Raw genomic sequence first — 13,894 nt, 5'->3', positions numbered from 1 at the left:
GACGGACGTTGAGTTTTTCGGGATTGCTGCAGCTGGGTTTTTCAACGGTGATCTTCCTGCTGGCGGCGACCGCCGCCAAGCAATGGGGACTGGCGCCGAGCCTGGGCAAGATCCTGCTGACGCTGGCGCTCTATTCGCTGGGCAATCTGATCATGCTGCGGCTGATCCGCGAGTTCGGCATGTCGGTGTCGTTCAGCCTTTCGGCGGTCATCCAGCTGGTCTCGGTCAATGTCGTGGCGCTGGTGTTCTTCGGCGAGCGCGTCAACGCGCTGCAGGCGACCGGCATCATGCTGGCGATCGCCGCCGTGGCGCTGATCACCCTTGGGCCCTATCTGCAAGGGCGGTTATAACCGTGCCGATGAAAAACGCTGCGAAAACGCTGCTCAACCGGGTCGAATTCCCGGTGCTGCTGGCCGGACTGGTCATCGCTGGTGGGCTGTGGGCGTTCGAGGAATTGATGGAGGTGGCGCGGGCCACCACGCCGCACGCCTTCGATACCGAGATACTTCTCGCTTTCCGCCAGCCGGGCCAGCCCGGCGTTCCCATCGGTCCGTCATGGCTGGAAGGGGCGATGCGTGACATCACCAGCCTTGGCAGTACCAGCGTGCTGGTGCTGATCACCACGGCAACGATCACATATCTGCTTTTGATCCGCAGGCGAGGCACTGCGCTTCTCATCTTCGTTGCCGTGGCGGGCGGCCAGCTTCTGTCGAGCCTGCTGAAAGTCGGCGTCGACCGGCCACGTCCGGAACTGGTTTCGCATCTGGTCAACGAGACCTCGCTCTCCTTTCCGAGCGGCCATGCCATGCTGTCGGCGGTGACCTATCTCACGCTCGGTTCGCTGGCGGCACGCTTCCTGCCAGGCCGAACCACCAAGGTCTACGTGTTGTTCCTGGCGGTGCTGACGACGGTGCTGGTCGGCGTCAGCCGCGTCTATCTGGGCGTCCACTGGCCGTCCGATGTGCTGGCGGGCTGGTGTGCAGGCTTCGCCTGGGCGATGCTATGCTGGTTGGTGGCGAGGGTTCTGCAACGGCGCCAGGCGGTGAGCGACGATGCCTGACCCCACCGTCAGATCAACCTGTTGATGAGGTGCCCACCACCCGCCAGCGCCAAAGCCATCGGTAGCAAGCCTGCTGATGTCATCAAGATCTTGAAAACGTTCAACCTCGTTATCCCCTGCCCCGAATGTGCGGCACCTTAGGCTGAAATCCTCGGAAAGTATCGAGAAATGGACAATCAGGCGAAGACGCTAACGTGCCGCAAGCGTCAAGCGACCGCTGGTGACCTATGCCGCGTCGATCCGCGATGCGCGGGCGCAGCTGGCGGGAAAACAAGAGGCGGAGCAACCGTCGCTCAACGGTTGAGCGATGCCGGGCCGCTGACGAAAGGACTTTCCTTCAGGTAAAAGCGAAGCAGGCGGTCCGCGTCCTTCGAAATGCCGATCCTGATGCCCTGTCCGATCGCGCCCGCCCCGAATTCATCGTGTGCGAGCCATAGCGGGCCTTCCCGGCAAAGGTCGAGCCCGTCGAGCGATCGATCGATCCGCAATGCCGCGGCCAGCCTTCCGGGCCCGCGCGCCAGGTCGCGCAGGCGCTCGACGCCACGGTTCAGCCGCATGATCGCGATGCCTTCCAGCGGCTCCAGTGCCCGGATCAGCACGCCGGTCCCGATGCCTTGCGCCTCGCTCGAAACGTTCAGCATGAACGAGATGCCATAGGCGAGATAGACATAGGCGTGCCCGCGCTCGAGAAACAGCGACCGGTTGCGCTCCGTCATCCCTCGAAAGCCATGCCCTGCGGCGTCGCCGGCGACATAGGCTTCCGTCTCGACGATCCGCCCGCTGACCCTGCCGTCGGGCAAGTCGCGCACCACCAGCTTGCCGATGAGATAACGGGCAAGGGCGGCCGTATCGTCCGGCAGTTCTTCCCGCGCGAGCGGTGGATGATTTGTCGAGCGGTTCACGGGATCCGTTCGACCCATTGCGCGCGCGAAGGTCCGGGTTCGAACGGATCGCCGAAATACTGCGTCTCGCGGGCCACCTTGCCGTCGAGGAACTCCATGATGCTGACCGTGTAGGACGGCCTTCCGTCATAGGTCAGGATATATTCGGTGACCCAGAGGTCACCGGTGCCGGTGATGCGGCGCACGGTGAAGCGCTTGCGGTTCGGCTGCGCGGCGCGGGACGACTGGATGTTGCGCCGCCCGCTTATGCGCTCGCCCGATTGCGGATAGTCGAGCACTGCGTCCTCCCGGTAGACCTCGTGCTCAGCTTCGAAGTCGCCGGTGTCGGAAGCGGCCCAGTGACGATCCAGGGCCGCTCTGATCTCTCGGTCTTCCATCTCGAACTCCTCGGCCGCCGATGGCGGGCCGTCATACCATATATGCCTGCCTGGAGCGGACCTTCGAGATTGCGCGGAACGGCGTTCGCAAAGCCAGCCGAGGCGCCGCCGGCCGCGCCTATCGATCATTTTTCATTAGACATCCGCATGGCGCAGGGCATTGGCGATCACCGCGAAGGCGGGCGAGTTCTGCCGGCGGGTCGGATAGTAGAGGCAACAGCCCGGGAACAGCGGGCACCATTCGTCGAGCATCAGCACCAACCGGCCCGACCGAAGCTCGTCGGTCACCAAATTCTCCGGCACGTAGGCGATCCCAAGTCCGCTCACGGTGGCGTCGATCATGGGGATCGTCGAATTGAAAGTCAGCTGTCCGTCGACGCGCACCCTCAGCTCTGGAGCGCTCGGTATGGGCTCTCAATCGATCTTCAGCGCCGCCACCTCCCCCTCGTTCATCAGCGGCACATAGAGGATCGACTTGCCGTCGGTGCCGATGTCGGCACTGCCCGGCTTGAAATGCGCCACCGCTTCCGGCGCGCCGCCGGTCCTGTATCGGTAGAGCGTGCCGGTCATGTAGGCGGTGGCATAGATGGTGTCGCCCAGCGCGATGACGCCGTCGAGGTCGGCGAATTTCTGCGCGCCCGCGAGCGGTGTCACCGTCTTGCTGGCGAGGTCGACCGCCAGCAGCCCGCCCGGCTCGGCCGTGCTGAAGTCGGGCTTGATGCCCTTGCCCCACGAGGCGACGATCAGCCTGCTGCCATCGGCGAAGGCGCCGTTGGGTGAAGCGAGCATGGCGCCCCTGACAAACAGCTCCGGTCTGTCGCCGTCGATGCGGTAGATCGTGTCGGCCAGCATGTCGGTGACATAGACCTTGCCTGACTGGTCCGACGTCATGTCGTTCAGGAAGACGGCATTCGGGATCACGATGCTGGCGATGAGCTTGCCGCTGGCGAGGTCGACGACGCGGACCTTGGTGATGTCGGCGACATAGAGCTTGCCGCCCGCTATCGCCATGCCCTTGGGCGCGTCCATGCCGTCGGTCCAGTGCTGGGTGACGATCTTGCCGTCCGTGGACAGCACGCTGAGATAACCATTGCCGTCGGCGTCGCCCGGATTGCCTGATATGTTGGAAACGATGATGCGGTTATTGGCGGCGTCGAACAGCGCCGATTCCGGCTGTTCGAGGCCCGTTGCCCGCCAGAGTTCTCCGGCCTGGGCCGGCGGTGCGGCCGCTATGCCGATGGTGGCGATAAAGGCTGAGGTGACGAAGATGTTCATGACTGCTCTCCTTTGATGTCGGCGAAGAGCTAGGCTTTTCGATACTTTTCGGGAAGCCAGATTGCCACTAGTATCGAATACCGATACGAAACCGCAGGCAAGAGGTGCATCCCATGAACGGTCTGGTCTTCGAGGCGCTTAAGCGGACGCTGAAGGCGAAGGGCGTCACCTATCGCGAGCTTGCCGAACGCATGGGCGTTTCCGAGCCGACGGTGAAGCGCATCTTCCATGAGAAGAACTGCAAGCTCGACCGGCTGGTGGAGATCTGCGCCGCCGCCGGCGTGGAACTGGAAAACGTGCTCGGCTCGATGAGCAGGGGGCCGGGGCCGGTCAACCACGTCGCGCCGGAGATCGAGCGCCGGCTCGCCGGCCGTCCGGCGCTGCTGTTCGTCTTCGTCATGCTGTCGGAAAAGTTCACGCCTGAAGGCATCATGCGCTCGCAGGGCCTGAGCGAAGCCTCGATGTTCCTCTATCTGCGCGACCTCGAGCAGCTCGGCCTGATCGCGCTCGGCCGTGGCCTGTCGGCGAAATTGCTGGTCGAAACGCCGATTCAATGGAATTTCGAGGGGCCGCTCAGGCCGTTGTTCGAGATGACCAACAAGAATTTCATCGGCTGGGCGATCACCCATATCGAGAAGGAGGCGACCTTCGTCAGCTTCTCCAGGCGGATGCGCCCGGAGACGGCGGAAATGGTGCGGCGCGAGGCCGAGGAACTGGCCGACCGCGCGAAACTGCTCGCCCATCACGACCAGCACACCACGCCCGAGGACGGGTTGGTCGGCTACAAATGGACGTTCGCCTTCGGCGCCACGCCGTTCGAGGCGATCATGCCGATCGGCCCGCATCCGCGCGACGCCGGGGCGTTCGATCGGCCCGCCGCTCCTGCAAAGGGACGCCGCCCGTTACCGGCCTGATACAGAAACCGAAATCACATTCATGATAGAGTTCGCGCACTGATTTGTCAGATTGTAGAAGGCGGGTTTGCCGAATGCGTGACACGTCCCCATGAAATCGAAGTGATCCTATGTCGACCGCGCCAACACTTGAACTTCGCCGCTATTCGCGCCTGAAAAATTTGCGGGCGCGCGCAGAACGCCAGGGTGCTGCATTACAGTTCTGGGCGCGTACGGCATCGCTCGCCGTGATCTCCTGCTTCTTTTCATTGACCAGCCGCTGGGATGCTTCGCTGCTCTTCGTGCTGGCGGGCCTCGTGCTGTTCCAGCTGGTCGGCCTGATCCAGTTTCTCTTTGCTCGCCGTCGTACGGCGCGATGGTGGATCGGTTACCTCACCGGTACGCTGGACATCATTCTGTTGACCGTTCTGCTGATAACGCCCAACCCGTTTTCCCTCGAGGTCGCGCCGGCCGCGATGCAACTGCGCGAGGGCAGCTTTAAATACCTGCTGATTTTCGTATGCCTTGGCGCTCTGACCCTTTCGACACGATTGGCACTCTATCTCGGCGCGCTCGCGGCCCTGACATGGGCGATCGGGGTGGGATGGGTGATTTCCCATCCGGGAACCGTAATTCCGGCGACGAACCTCTATTCGCTGCCAATAACAGAGCGACTGAACCTCTATCTCAACCCCAATTTCGTCGATACATTCGCGCAGGCGACCAACGTGTTGGTCGTGCTGATTATCGGCGCGATCATGGCGCTGGTCGTCTTTCGTTCCCGACATCTGTCGGAAGACTATGTCAAGGCAGAGCGCGCCCGCGCCAATCTCGCCCGGCATTTTTCGCCCAATGTCGTCGACCAGCTCGCCGCCGATGACGAGCCCTTCGGCCCGGTTCGCCGGCAGGATATCGCGGTGCTGTTCGCCGACATCGTCGGCTTCACACACTATTCCGAGGATCATCCGGCCGAAGCAGTGTTCGAACTCCTGCGTCAGTTCCACCGTCGCATGGAACAAGTCGTTTTCGACCACCGTGGCACCGTCGATAACTATATCGGCGATTGCATCATGGCGACATTCGGGGTTCCGCAAGCTAGCCATGACGACGCGACTCGGGCCATCCAGTGCGCTGAAGCGATGGTCGCCGCTCTCGAGGACTGGAATGTACAGCGTGTGTCCAGGGGATACCCGCCGCTGGACGTTCGGATCGGTGTACAATATGGCGCAGTGGTCATCGGCGCGGTCGGCAGCGAGCGCAATCTGTCCTTCGCGGTGGTGGGCGACACCGTCAACGTCGCCAGCCGTTTGCAGTCGCTCTGCCGTGAGCTTCAGGCGAATATTTGCTTTGGGTCACGACTGATTGAGGCGGCGAAGGCGGAATCGCCCACGACACCGTTGAATGCGCGCGATCATGGACCGATGAGCATCCGCGGCCGGGACGAACCGGTCCATGTCTGGGTCGAACGCAGAGCCGAAAACCAGGGTGTTGTTGCGGTTCCGGCGTGACATAGGCCGCCATGTGAAACGCTGCACCTCGGCAGGACAGCGGTAGGCCGCGCCAGGCATGTCCTGACCTAGGCGGAAAGCCATCACGTGTCCGTCGCGGTTGCGCCAGCCTTTGCGGCTGCGGCGTCCGTGCTTGCCTTGTCGTCCCAGACCATTTGCCGGTAGTCGAAACCATATTCCAGCGTCGGCTTGACGATGCGGAAAAACGGCGACAGGTCGAAATCGCGCGGCGTGTAGAGCGAGTGATGGCGGATGTGCAGGATTTCCCTGCGCGAATAGTTCGACTGTGCCGAGGCGCGGCCGGGCGCGCGGGTTATCTCGGGCAGGATCGGATAGCGGATCTGGCCGTAAGCCTCGGCAATCAGCGTCGAGCAGATCGCCCGCGTCGGGTCGCCGGAGCCGAAGGCCAGCATGCGGCGGCGCCAGCGCACCGGCACCGGCGGCGTCGGCATGAAATAGCGCAGCATGTCGAAGATGTTCTTGAGGTCGTATCTCAGGCCGAGCTTGCTGATCATGAAGGCGACGACCTTGTCGCGGTCTTCGGGTGCCAGGCCGCTCGCCCGGCAGATGCGGGTATTGTAGGTCCGGTACCGCGACAAGGGTACGGCGACACAGCCTTCGCCGAGCGTGACCTCGATCAGCCGCCTGCGTTCCGAGCCGTCATCCGGTTCGGCCAACGCGTCGCCGACATAGAAGGCCGCATGCGACCACGTGGACTGGGTCAGATACTTGATCGCCGCCGAGATCTTCTGGTTGCCCTCGATCAGCAGGACGTCGCCCGGCTCCAGCGTGCGGCGCAGTGTTTCGGCGTCGGAAGGCGTGTAGGGCTCGTATCCCGAGGATTCTTCCTGCAGCTGACCGGCAAGCCAGCGGCCCAGTCGATCCAGAAGCATGTCGCCAGGCTCGGTCATCGGCTATGGCGATTACCACAGGCCGGTGCCCGAGGGCAAAGCATGTTCGGTCCGGATCAGCCGGTGGCCGCAAGTGCGCCGGCGTCTTCGGCCGAGCCGGCAAGATCGTCGCGGGCCTTGCGGGCAAGTCTTTTCGTCGAGCGCTTGGGGCTGTCGTCAAACAGTTCGGCCGCCTCGGCAAGGCACGCCTTCTTCAGGCTCTTTTCCGAACGCTTGAGCAGCTTGCCGAGAAGTTTCGTATCGTCGGACGGCCCCAGCGGCTCGTCGTCCGCCTCGAGCAACGCACGCATGACGAACACATCATGCAGTTCGCCGAGCCGTTCGCCCAGTGCGTCGACGGCCTTGCGCCGCGCCTTGATCGGGGTCGGCCACAGCCTGCCGAGCAGCGACAGGTGCATGCCATGCGTCTTGGCCGCCTTGCGCAGGTCGTGGAAATCGTCGGCCTCGCCGTGCGAGCCGGCCTTGTCGAGGGCCTTCCTTGCACGGCGCAAGGTGGCGCGGGCGCCTTCGGCAAGCACGTCGGCGGCCTGTTCCGGCTGGTCGGGCAGGGTAAGGGTTTCGATGCGCTTCATGCCGTCTTCGCAGGCAGCGGCGGCCGCGCCGATCGCTGCCTTCAGCCCGGCGCCTTCGTGCAAATCATGCTGGCGTGCGATCAGCCGGTCGCGCACGGCATCGAGCCCGCCATCGGCGCTTTCCCTGGCAAAGGCCGCCGCCAGCCGATCGATGGTTTCGATCAGAGCTGTCGCTTCACGCGGGCCGGCAAGCAGCGCCGCCACATTGCGATAGCATTGGTTTTCCGTGGCACAGAACGTTTCGTCTCCGGAACGAACGAGGCGCAACAAGGCGCGCGCGCTCTTCAGCCGCTTGCGGCATTTGTGTAGCCCCTGTTCGGGCCGTGTGCGCGCCACGTCCAGATGTTGCAGGGCCTTGCCGATTTCCTCGGCAAGGATGCGTCTGACCTCGCCGGTCAGCGGCAGGCGCGGGTCTATGCGAAAGCTCATGCGGCGATCTCCGGTATCCCCCCGAGGGCGAGCGACGCGTTGTAGAACATCTGTTCACCGGTGACTTCACGGCCGAGCCAGTCCGGCAGCATTTCATCCGGAACGTCTTCCGGAGTCTCGAGTTCGGCCACCACAAGTCCCGCCAGTGCGCCGCCAAAGACATCGGCTTCATAGAGATAGCCGCGATGTCTAACATGGTAGCGTGTCTTCTCGATGACACGTCCGATGGCGAAGTCCAGCATCTCCACCGCTTCCGCCAGCGGGATCGGATATTCGAATTCGTCGCGCTCGCGCGCGCTGCTGCCGAATTTGAGCGTCAGCTTGGCCGAGGCGCCATCACTGATGCGGATGCGGACGGTTCGTCCGGGTGCCGTGGCGAGATAGAACTGGAGAATGCGGATATCCGCTTCCACCAGGTCCCGCCACGCGGGGCTGGAGACCAGGAACTTACGCTCGACTTCCTTGCCCATGGCCGCGCACTAAAGCGTTTGCCGAAGGCGATGGCAAGACGGCACCGCACACAAGTTGACTTTAATCAATCGATTGATTAAAGTGCTTGCCATGATCAAGTTGTCGGACGCCAAGCCGCCCCGCCACGCGACATCCCCAGCTGAGCTAACGCGTGCCGCGCTCGTGCGGGCGGCGCTGAAACTGTTCGGGCGGCAGGGCTTCGACGGCACCTCGACGCGTGAAATCGCCGCCGAGGCGGGGGCCAATATCGGCTCGATCGCCTATCATTTCGGTGGCAAGGAAGGTCTTCGCGCCGCTGCCGCCGACTTCATCGTCGAGACCATTCAGGCCGTCGCCGGTCAGGCGCTCAATGAACAGGCCGCGACGGCTGGCGACCCGGAGGCGGCGCGCGCGCAGCTGTTCGCGGCCCTGGAACGGATGGTCGGCTTTGTCGTGGCCAGCCCGCAGGCCGGGGAGATCGTGCAGTTCGTGCTGCGCGAACTGTCGCATCCGACGGCGGCGCTCGACCGCATCTATGACGGCGTCTTCGAGCCGGCGCATCGCCGCCTGTGCCTGCTCTGGGAGCAAGCCACCGGCGAGCCGGCCGAGAGCGAACGGACCCGGCTCACCGTGTTCACGCTGATCGGCCAGGTCATCTATTTCCGCATCGGCCGCGAGGCGGTGATGCGCCGCATGGGCTGGCAAGACATCGGTGCCGCCGAGGCCGCCAAGGTGGTGGCGGCCACCACGGACAACCTCGGCGCCATGCTGGCCGCCCGAAAAGGGGTAGGGATGAAGGGACCAAGACAATGAGCTTCCTGTGTTCGCTGCCGCTCGCCGCCCAGCTGTTCGGTGCCTGCGCCCCGGCGGCACCGCTCGCCGTCGGTTATGTCGAGGGCGATTATGTGCTGCTGGCGCCGATCGAGGTGGCGCAGGTCGAGACGGTGACGGTGAAGCGCGGCGATCGCGTCACGCCGGGAGCCACCGTGGTGACACTCGAAAATGCCGATGCCAGGATCGCGGTGGCGCAGGCGCAGGCAAGCCTCGCCCAAGCACAGGCGCAGTTGGCCGACCTGCAGGTCGGCAAGCGGCCCGAAGAAATCGCCGCACTCAAGGCTCAAGTCGACATGGCCAAGGCGCAGGCAGACGACGCAAGACGCAAATACGCTCGCGCCGCCGATCTGTTCAAGCGCGGCACCGGCACCCAGGCCGACTATGACACCGCCTCGGCGACGCTGGAAACCGCCAACGCCCAGGTCGGCCAGGCCGAGGCCAATCTCGCCGTCGGCGGCCTGCCGGCGCGCGCCGAGACGATCAAGGCCGCCGACAACCAGGTCAAGCAGGCGCAGGCCGAACTGGAGCAGGCGGTGTGGCGCCTCTCCAAGCGCACGCTCGCGGCCCCTTCGCCCGGCCGCGTCAACGACGTCATCCGCAATCCCGGCGACACGGCGGGCCCGACCGCGCCTGTCATCTCGGTGCTCCCCGACGGCGCGGTGAAGCTCAGCGTCTATATTCCGGAAGCGGCCTTCTCCTCGGTCAAGGTCGGCAGCCTGCTCAGCGTCCATTGCGACGGCTGCGGCCCGGACGTGAGGGCGCGCGTCAGCTATATCTCGCCCGATCCCGAATTCACCCCGCCGGTGATCTACTCCCTGGAAAACCGGCAGAAGCTGGTCTACCTCGTCGAGGCGCGGCCGGAGGGCGATGCGGGGCCGCTGCAGCCCGGCCAGATCGTCGATGTCGATCTCGCGGATATGGGAAAATGAACGCCATCGACGTCCGCGGCCTGGTCAAGCGCTTCGGCGACAAGACCGTCGTCGACCATGTGACCATGTCGGTCGCCGAGGGCGAGATCGTCGGCTTCCTCGGCCCCAACGGCTCGGGCAAGACCACCACCATCCGCATCATGTGCGGCCTGCTGACGCCGGACGAGGGCGAAGGCACGGTGCTGGGTTTCAACATCCGCACGGACTCGCTCAGGATCAAGCGCGAAGTCGGCTACATGACGCAGAAATTCTCGTTCTACGAGGATCTGACGATCGGCGAGAATCTGGAATTCGTGGCGCGGCTTTACCGGCTGAGACCGGTCGAGGAGTATGTCGCCCGGACATTGGAGGAGCTCGGCCTGGCGACGCGCCGCAACCAGCTGGCCGGCACCTTGTCCGGCGGCTGGAAGCAGCGGCTGGCGCTGGCCGCCTGCATCATGCACAAGCCGAAGCTGCTTCTGCTCGACGAGCCGACGGCCGGCGTCGACCCGAAGGCGCGGCGCGAGTTCTGGGACGAGATCCATCGCCTGGCCAGCGGCGGGCTGACCGTGCTGGTCTCCACCCACTATATGGACGAGGCCGAGCGCTGCCACCGCATCAGCTACATCTCCTACGGCAAGATGCTGGCCACCGGCACCGTGGCCGAGGTGGTGAAGAACGCAGGGCTGACCACTTTCGTGGTGCAGGGTCCGCGGCTTGACAAGGTGGCCGAAGCGCTTGAGGGCCGCGCCGGCGTCGACCAGGTGGCGCCGTTCGGCGCCACGCTGCATGTCGTCGGCTCCGACCGCAAGAAGCTTGAAGCAGCGCTTGCCGATGTCGAGAGAGAGCACAAGGGCGTGACCGTGACGCCTGGCGAAACCAGCCTCGAGGACGTCTTCATCCAGTTCATGTCCGGTTCGAAGGACAACATGACATGAAACATGGCATGAACAGCGTCTTTTCCTTTGCCCGGCTCGGCGCGCTGCTGATCAAGGAGTTCATCCAGATGCGGCGCGACCGCATCACCTTCGCCATGATGCTGGGCGTGCCGCTGTTGCAACTGGTGCTGTTTGGCTTCGCCATCAACAACGATCCCAAGAGCCTGCCGACGGCGCTCGTTGCCATCAGCAACGACCAGTATACGCGCGCCATGGCCTCCGCCCTCCAGATGACGGGTTACTACCACTTCGACTTTGTCGCGCAGAGCGCCGCGGAGGCCGAGGAACTGATGGCCAAGGGCGCTGTCTCTTTCGTGGTGACGATCCCCGCCGATTTCGCCCGGCGGGTCGAGCGCGGCGACAACCCGCAGATCCTGATCGAGGCCGACGCAACCGACCCGTCGGCGGCGAGCGGCGCCGTTTCGACATTGAGCAAGGTGGCGAGCCAAGCGCTGCTGCGCGCGCAGGGCATGCAGGCGGCGGCCGCTGAAAGCGCCAGGGGGCAGCTGCAGGTGGTGGTGCACCAGCGCTACAATCCCGAAGGCATCTCGCAATACAACATCGTGCCTGGCCTGCTCGGCGTGATCCTGCAGATGACCATGGTGATGATGACCGCCATGGCGCTGACCCGTGAGACCGAACGCGGCACGATGGAAAACCTTTTGGCGATGCCTTCCAGCCCGGCCGAGATCATGCTCGGCAAGGTGCTGCCCTTCCTCGTCGTCGGCGCGGTGCAGGTGGCGGTGGTGTTGACCGCGGCGAAGCTCCTGTTCAGCATCCCGTTCGTCGGCTCGCTGACGCTGCTTTTGTCTGCGGTGCTTGTCTTTGTGCTGGCGCTGGTGCTGCTCGGCTACACGATCTCGACCATGGCAGGCTCACAGATGCAGGCGATGCAGCTCACCTTCTTCTTCTTCCTGCCGTCGCTGCTGCTGTCGGGCTTCATGTTCCCCTATCGCGGCATGCCCGGTTGGGCGCAGGTGCTGGGCGAGATCTTTCCGCTCACGCATTTCCTGCGCGTCACCCGGGCGGTGATGCTCAAGGGTGCCGACTTCCATGCGATAGGAGCCGAGGTCGGCTGGCTGGTGCTGTTCGTGGGGGTGTTTGCAGGCACGGCTCTGCTCCGGTTCCGCCGCACGCTGGATTAGAGGTTAGGGGCCACCGAATGACCGACGCCTCTAAGCCGCCGCCATGATCTCGGCATAGGTGCCGAAATCGACATTGCCGCCGGAGAGCACCACGGCGACGCATTTGCCGGCAAGGTCTATCTCGCCCGACGACAGCGCCGCCAGCCCGACGCAGCCGCCGGGCTCGACCACCAGTTTGAGATGGGCCATGGCGTCGCGCATCGCCTGCGCGGTCGCTCTATCGGAAACCGCAATGGCGCCGGCGAGGTTGCGGCGGTTGATCTCGAAGGTGATGGCGCCCGGCTCGGCGGTGAGGATGGCGTCGCAGATCGAACTGTAACCCGGCTCGTTCGAGACCCTGGCGCCCGCTGCCAGCGAGCGGCGCGTGTCGTCGAAATGCTCGGGCTCGACCGCCCAGATCGCGGTGCCGGGCGAGGCATCCTTGACCGCAACGGAAATGCCGCTGGTCAGGCCGCCACCGCCGCAGGGAATGACGACCGCGTCGAGCCTGACGCCGAGCGCCCGCGCCTGCTTCACCAGCTCCAGTCCGATCGTGCCCTGGCCGGCAATGATGGCCGGGTCGTCGAAGGGCGGCACCAACGCCATGCCCTTGTCCAGATAGGGACGGACCACCGTCATGCGGTCGTCCTTGAAACGGTCGAAGGGCACCACCTCCGCTCCCATCTTGCGGACATTGGCGATCTTCATGTCGGGCGCATCCGCCGGCATGGCGATGACCGCCTTGACGCCGAACATGGCGGCGGAAGCCGCCACCCCTTGCGCATGGTTGCCCGAGGAAAAGGCGACGACGCCACGGGACCGCTCTTCCTCGCTCAGTGACGACAGCTTGTTGTAGGCGCCGCGGAACTTGAACGACCCGGTGCGCTGCAGCGTCTCCGGCTTGAACAGGATGCGGCCGCCGAAGCGCCGGTTCAGCTCCTGCGATTCGAGCAACGGGGTCTCGACGATCAGGCCATAGAGGCGAGCGGCGGCGGCGTGGATGTCGGCGATGCCGGGAGGGATGGTCATGGCGGGTCCTGGTGATGCGATCCGGTCATGGTGCACGGAAAGGCTTGCGCGATGCCAACGAAAAAATGTGACAGGGACAAAGTTGGTGAGTCAGAACGGCGGGCGGTGCTGCCCCTCACCTGCCTGCCGGCATCCTCTCCCCGTATAGTGACAGGGAGAGGGGCGCTTGCCGCCGAGGTCAGCTGTTTTCTCCCCGTCACTATACGGGGAGAAATGCCCGGCAGGGCAATGAGGGGTGGCGCTAGCCTTGGCAATTGGCCGCGTCCTGCCCCAAGGGCCCTTAGCCCAATCCTAACCCAGCAACGTCCGCTGCCGTTTGCTCCCGCCCAGCTTGCGCCAGCCGTTGAACCGATGCGTGGCGGCGGCGAACGAGATCTTCATCTGCTGGGCCACCGTATAGCGTGACTTGCCTTCGTCGAACATGCGGTAGCAGCACTCGACGCCTTCCTCGGTCAGCTTGCCGTCCGGCGCCTTGTTGTGTGGATTGGCGGGGTCGAATTTCTCGACCTGCTGCTCGACCAGGCCCTTCAGGCGCTGCAGGTCGGCCTCGATGCTGGCGATGAGATCGAGGACCGGTTTCGGATCATAGGCGTGCGGAGGCGTCTTTGCCGTCATCAGCTTTTTCCTTTTTGGCTTGGCTCCAGATATAGGCGAACATTCACTGATAATGAAGAGCGATACCCA

17 protein-coding genes are annotated in these 13,894 nt (G+C 64.2%); 8 read left to right on the top strand and 9 right to left on the bottom strand.

Going from position 1 to position 13,894, the window contains the following annotated elements; translation table 11 throughout:
• The first annotated feature begins 8 nt into the window (after positions 1 to 8).
• Together EN808_RS32290 and EN808_RS32285 are read left to right on the top strand one after the other, a co-directional pair.
• Positions 9 to 350, top strand: coding sequence for a hypothetical protein (locus EN808_RS32290; protein ID WP_056585458.1), 342 nt, complete (start codon positions 9 to 11; stop codon positions 348 to 350).
• An 8-nt stretch (positions 351 to 358) separates the two neighbouring features.
• Positions 359 to 1,060: a phosphatase PAP2 family protein gene (locus tag EN808_RS32285; protein ID WP_135918004.1), complete on the top strand. Its 702-nt coding sequence runs from the start codon at positions 359 to 361 to the stop codon at positions 1,058 to 1,060.
• Positions 1,061 to 1,353: 293 nt separating this feature from the next.
• On the opposite strand, the gene EN808_RS32280 is transcribed toward EN808_RS32285, so the two are convergent.
• From EN808_RS32280 to EN808_RS32265, 4 genes are all read right to left on the bottom strand, one after another.
• Positions 1,354 to 1,980, bottom strand: coding sequence for a DNA-3-methyladenine glycosylase (locus EN808_RS32280; protein ID WP_135918003.1), 627 nt, complete (start codon positions 1,978 to 1,980; stop codon positions 1,354 to 1,356).
• Complete coding sequence (locus EN808_RS32275; RefSeq protein ID WP_135918002.1) at positions 1,959 to 2,339, bottom strand: nuclear transport factor 2 family protein; 381 nt, start codon at positions 2,337 to 2,339, stop codon at positions 1,959 to 1,961. The genes EN808_RS32280 and EN808_RS32275 overlap by 22 nt, the downstream gene beginning before the upstream one ends.
• Positions 2,340 to 2,474: 135 nt before the next feature.
• Positions 2,475 to 2,723, bottom strand: coding sequence for a LysR substrate-binding domain-containing protein (locus tag EN808_RS32270; RefSeq protein WP_348630952.1), 249 nt, complete (start codon positions 2,721 to 2,723; stop codon positions 2,475 to 2,477).
• A gap of 30 nt (positions 2,724 to 2,753) precedes the next feature.
• Positions 2,754 to 3,614, bottom strand: a complete 861-nt coding sequence (locus tag EN808_RS32265) for an ATP/GTP-binding protein (RefSeq protein WP_135918000.1) — start codon at positions 3,612 to 3,614, stop codon at positions 2,754 to 2,756.
• 113 nt (positions 3,615 to 3,727) lie between these two features.
• On the opposite strand from EN808_RS32265, the gene EN808_RS32260 reads away from it, so the two are divergent.
• Both EN808_RS32260 and EN808_RS32255 read left to right on the top strand, forming a co-directional pair.
• Entirely contained in the window at positions 3,728 to 4,528 is an 801-nt protein-coding gene (locus tag EN808_RS32260) for a helix-turn-helix transcriptional regulator (RefSeq protein ID WP_135862925.1), read from the top strand.
• A 110-nt stretch (positions 4,529 to 4,638) separates the two neighbouring features.
• The gene (locus EN808_RS32255; protein WP_135917999.1) at positions 4,639 to 6,015 is read left to right on the top strand and encodes an adenylate/guanylate cyclase domain-containing protein; all 1,377 of its coding nucleotides are present in this window, start codon (positions 4,639 to 4,641) and stop codon (positions 6,013 to 6,015) included.
• A gap of 83 nt (positions 6,016 to 6,098) precedes the next feature.
• On the opposite strand, the gene EN808_RS32250 is transcribed toward EN808_RS32255, so the two are convergent.
• From EN808_RS32250 to EN808_RS32240, 3 genes are read right to left on the bottom strand one after another with little or no spacing between them, the layout of a single operon-like run.
• Positions 6,099 to 6,926 carry a lipo-like protein gene (locus tag EN808_RS32250; RefSeq protein WP_135917998.1) on the bottom strand — a complete coding sequence of 276 codons (828 nt, stop codon included), beginning with the start codon at positions 6,924 to 6,926 and terminating at the stop codon, positions 6,099 to 6,101.
• 56 nt (positions 6,927 to 6,982) lie between these two features.
• Complete coding sequence (locus EN808_RS32245) at positions 6,983 to 7,927, bottom strand: CHAD domain-containing protein (RefSeq protein ID WP_135917997.1); 945 nt, start codon at positions 7,925 to 7,927, stop codon at positions 6,983 to 6,985.
• Positions 7,924 to 8,397 (bottom strand): CYTH domain-containing protein, encoded by a 474-nt coding sequence (locus EN808_RS32240; protein ID WP_135917996.1) that lies wholly within the window; start codon positions 8,395 to 8,397, stop codon positions 7,924 to 7,926. Before EN808_RS32240 ends, EN808_RS32245 begins: the two co-directional genes overlap by 4 nt.
• A gap of 91 nt (positions 8,398 to 8,488) precedes the next feature.
• On the opposite strand from EN808_RS32240, the gene EN808_RS32235 reads away from it, so the two are divergent.
• The 4 genes from EN808_RS32235 to EN808_RS32220 are packed head-to-tail and all read left to right on the top strand — an operon-like array spanning position 8,489 to position 12,202.
• Positions 8,489 to 9,190 (top strand): CerR family C-terminal domain-containing protein, encoded by a 702-nt coding sequence (locus tag EN808_RS32235; protein WP_135862916.1) that lies wholly within the window; start codon positions 8,489 to 8,491, stop codon positions 9,188 to 9,190.
• The gene (locus EN808_RS32230) at positions 9,187 to 10,140 is read left to right on the top strand and encodes an HlyD family efflux transporter periplasmic adaptor subunit (protein ID WP_135862914.1); all 954 of its coding nucleotides are present in this window, start codon (positions 9,187 to 9,189) and stop codon (positions 10,138 to 10,140) included. The genes EN808_RS32235 and EN808_RS32230 overlap by 4 nt, the downstream gene beginning before the upstream one ends.
• Positions 10,137 to 11,057 (top strand): ABC transporter ATP-binding protein, encoded by a 921-nt coding sequence (locus EN808_RS32225; RefSeq protein WP_135862912.1) that lies wholly within the window; start codon positions 10,137 to 10,139, stop codon positions 11,055 to 11,057. Before EN808_RS32230 ends, EN808_RS32225 begins: the two co-directional genes overlap by 4 nt.
• A gap of 8 nt (positions 11,058 to 11,065) precedes the next feature.
• Positions 11,066 to 12,202 (top strand): ABC transporter permease, encoded by a 1,137-nt coding sequence (locus EN808_RS32220; RefSeq protein WP_135863014.1) that lies wholly within the window; start codon positions 11,066 to 11,068, stop codon positions 12,200 to 12,202.
• A 30-nt stretch (positions 12,203 to 12,232) separates the two neighbouring features.
• On the opposite strand, the gene EN808_RS32215 is transcribed toward EN808_RS32220, so the two are convergent.
• Both EN808_RS32215 and EN808_RS32210 read right to left on the bottom strand, forming a co-directional pair.
• On the bottom strand, positions 12,233 to 13,210 hold the full coding sequence (locus EN808_RS32215; protein WP_135862910.1) for a threonine/serine dehydratase: 978 nt from the start codon (positions 13,208 to 13,210) through the stop codon (positions 12,233 to 12,235).
• Positions 13,211 to 13,501: 291 nt separating this feature from the next.
• Positions 13,502 to 13,825, bottom strand: a complete 324-nt coding sequence (locus EN808_RS32210; protein WP_127280438.1) for a hypothetical protein — start codon at positions 13,823 to 13,825, stop codon at positions 13,502 to 13,504.
• Positions 13,826 to 13,894 lie beyond the last annotated feature (69 nt).

This window comes from Mesorhizobium sp. M8A.F.Ca.ET.165.01.1.1, from assembly GCF_004792065.1.
GTDB lineage: Bacteria > Pseudomonadota > Alphaproteobacteria > Rhizobiales > Rhizobiaceae > Mesorhizobium.
The sequence above is the reverse complement of the archived record's forward strand: the minus strand, read 5'-3'. Positions and strand labels throughout refer to the sequence as shown.

Coding starts and splice junctions, on each gene's coding strand:
- EN808_RS32285 (WP_135918004.1), top strand. CDS start 359: ATGAAAAACGCTGCGAAAACGCTGCTCAACCGGGTCGAATTCCCGGTG.
- EN808_RS32280 (WP_135918003.1), bottom strand. CDS start 1,980: ATGGGTCGAACGGATCCCGTGAACCGCTCGACAAATCATCCACCGCTC.
- EN808_RS32275 (WP_135918002.1), bottom strand. CDS start 2,339: ATGGAAGACCGAGAGATCAGAGCGGCCCTGGATCGTCACTGGGCCGCT.
- EN808_RS32265 (WP_135918000.1), bottom strand. CDS start 3,614: ATGAACATCTTCGTCACCTCAGCCTTTATCGCCACCATCGGCATAGCG.
- EN808_RS32260 (WP_135862925.1), top strand. CDS start 3,728: ATGAACGGTCTGGTCTTCGAGGCGCTTAAGCGGACGCTGAAGGCGAAG.
- EN808_RS32255 (WP_135917999.1), top strand. CDS start 4,639: ATGTCGACCGCGCCAACACTTGAACTTCGCCGCTATTCGCGCCTGAAA.
- EN808_RS32250 (WP_135917998.1), bottom strand. CDS start 6,926: ATGACCGAGCCTGGCGACATGCTTCTGGATCGACTGGGCCGCTGGCTT.
- EN808_RS32245 (WP_135917997.1), bottom strand. CDS start 7,927: ATGAGCTTTCGCATAGACCCGCGCCTGCCGCTGACCGGCGAGGTCAGA.
- EN808_RS32240 (WP_135917996.1), bottom strand. CDS start 8,397: ATGGGCAAGGAAGTCGAGCGTAAGTTCCTGGTCTCCAGCCCCGCGTGG.
- EN808_RS32235 (WP_135862916.1), top strand. CDS start 8,489: ATGATCAAGTTGTCGGACGCCAAGCCGCCCCGCCACGCGACATCCCCA.
- EN808_RS32230 (WP_135862914.1), top strand. CDS start 9,187: ATGAGCTTCCTGTGTTCGCTGCCGCTCGCCGCCCAGCTGTTCGGTGCC.
- EN808_RS32225 (WP_135862912.1), top strand. CDS start 10,137: ATGAACGCCATCGACGTCCGCGGCCTGGTCAAGCGCTTCGGCGACAAG.
- EN808_RS32220 (WP_135863014.1), top strand. CDS start 11,066: ATGAACAGCGTCTTTTCCTTTGCCCGGCTCGGCGCGCTGCTGATCAAG.
- EN808_RS32215 (WP_135862910.1), bottom strand. CDS start 13,210: ATGACCATCCCTCCCGGCATCGCCGACATCCACGCCGCCGCCGCTCGC.
- EN808_RS32210 (WP_127280438.1), bottom strand. CDS start 13,825: ATGACGGCAAAGACGCCTCCGCACGCCTATGATCCGAAACCGGTCCTC.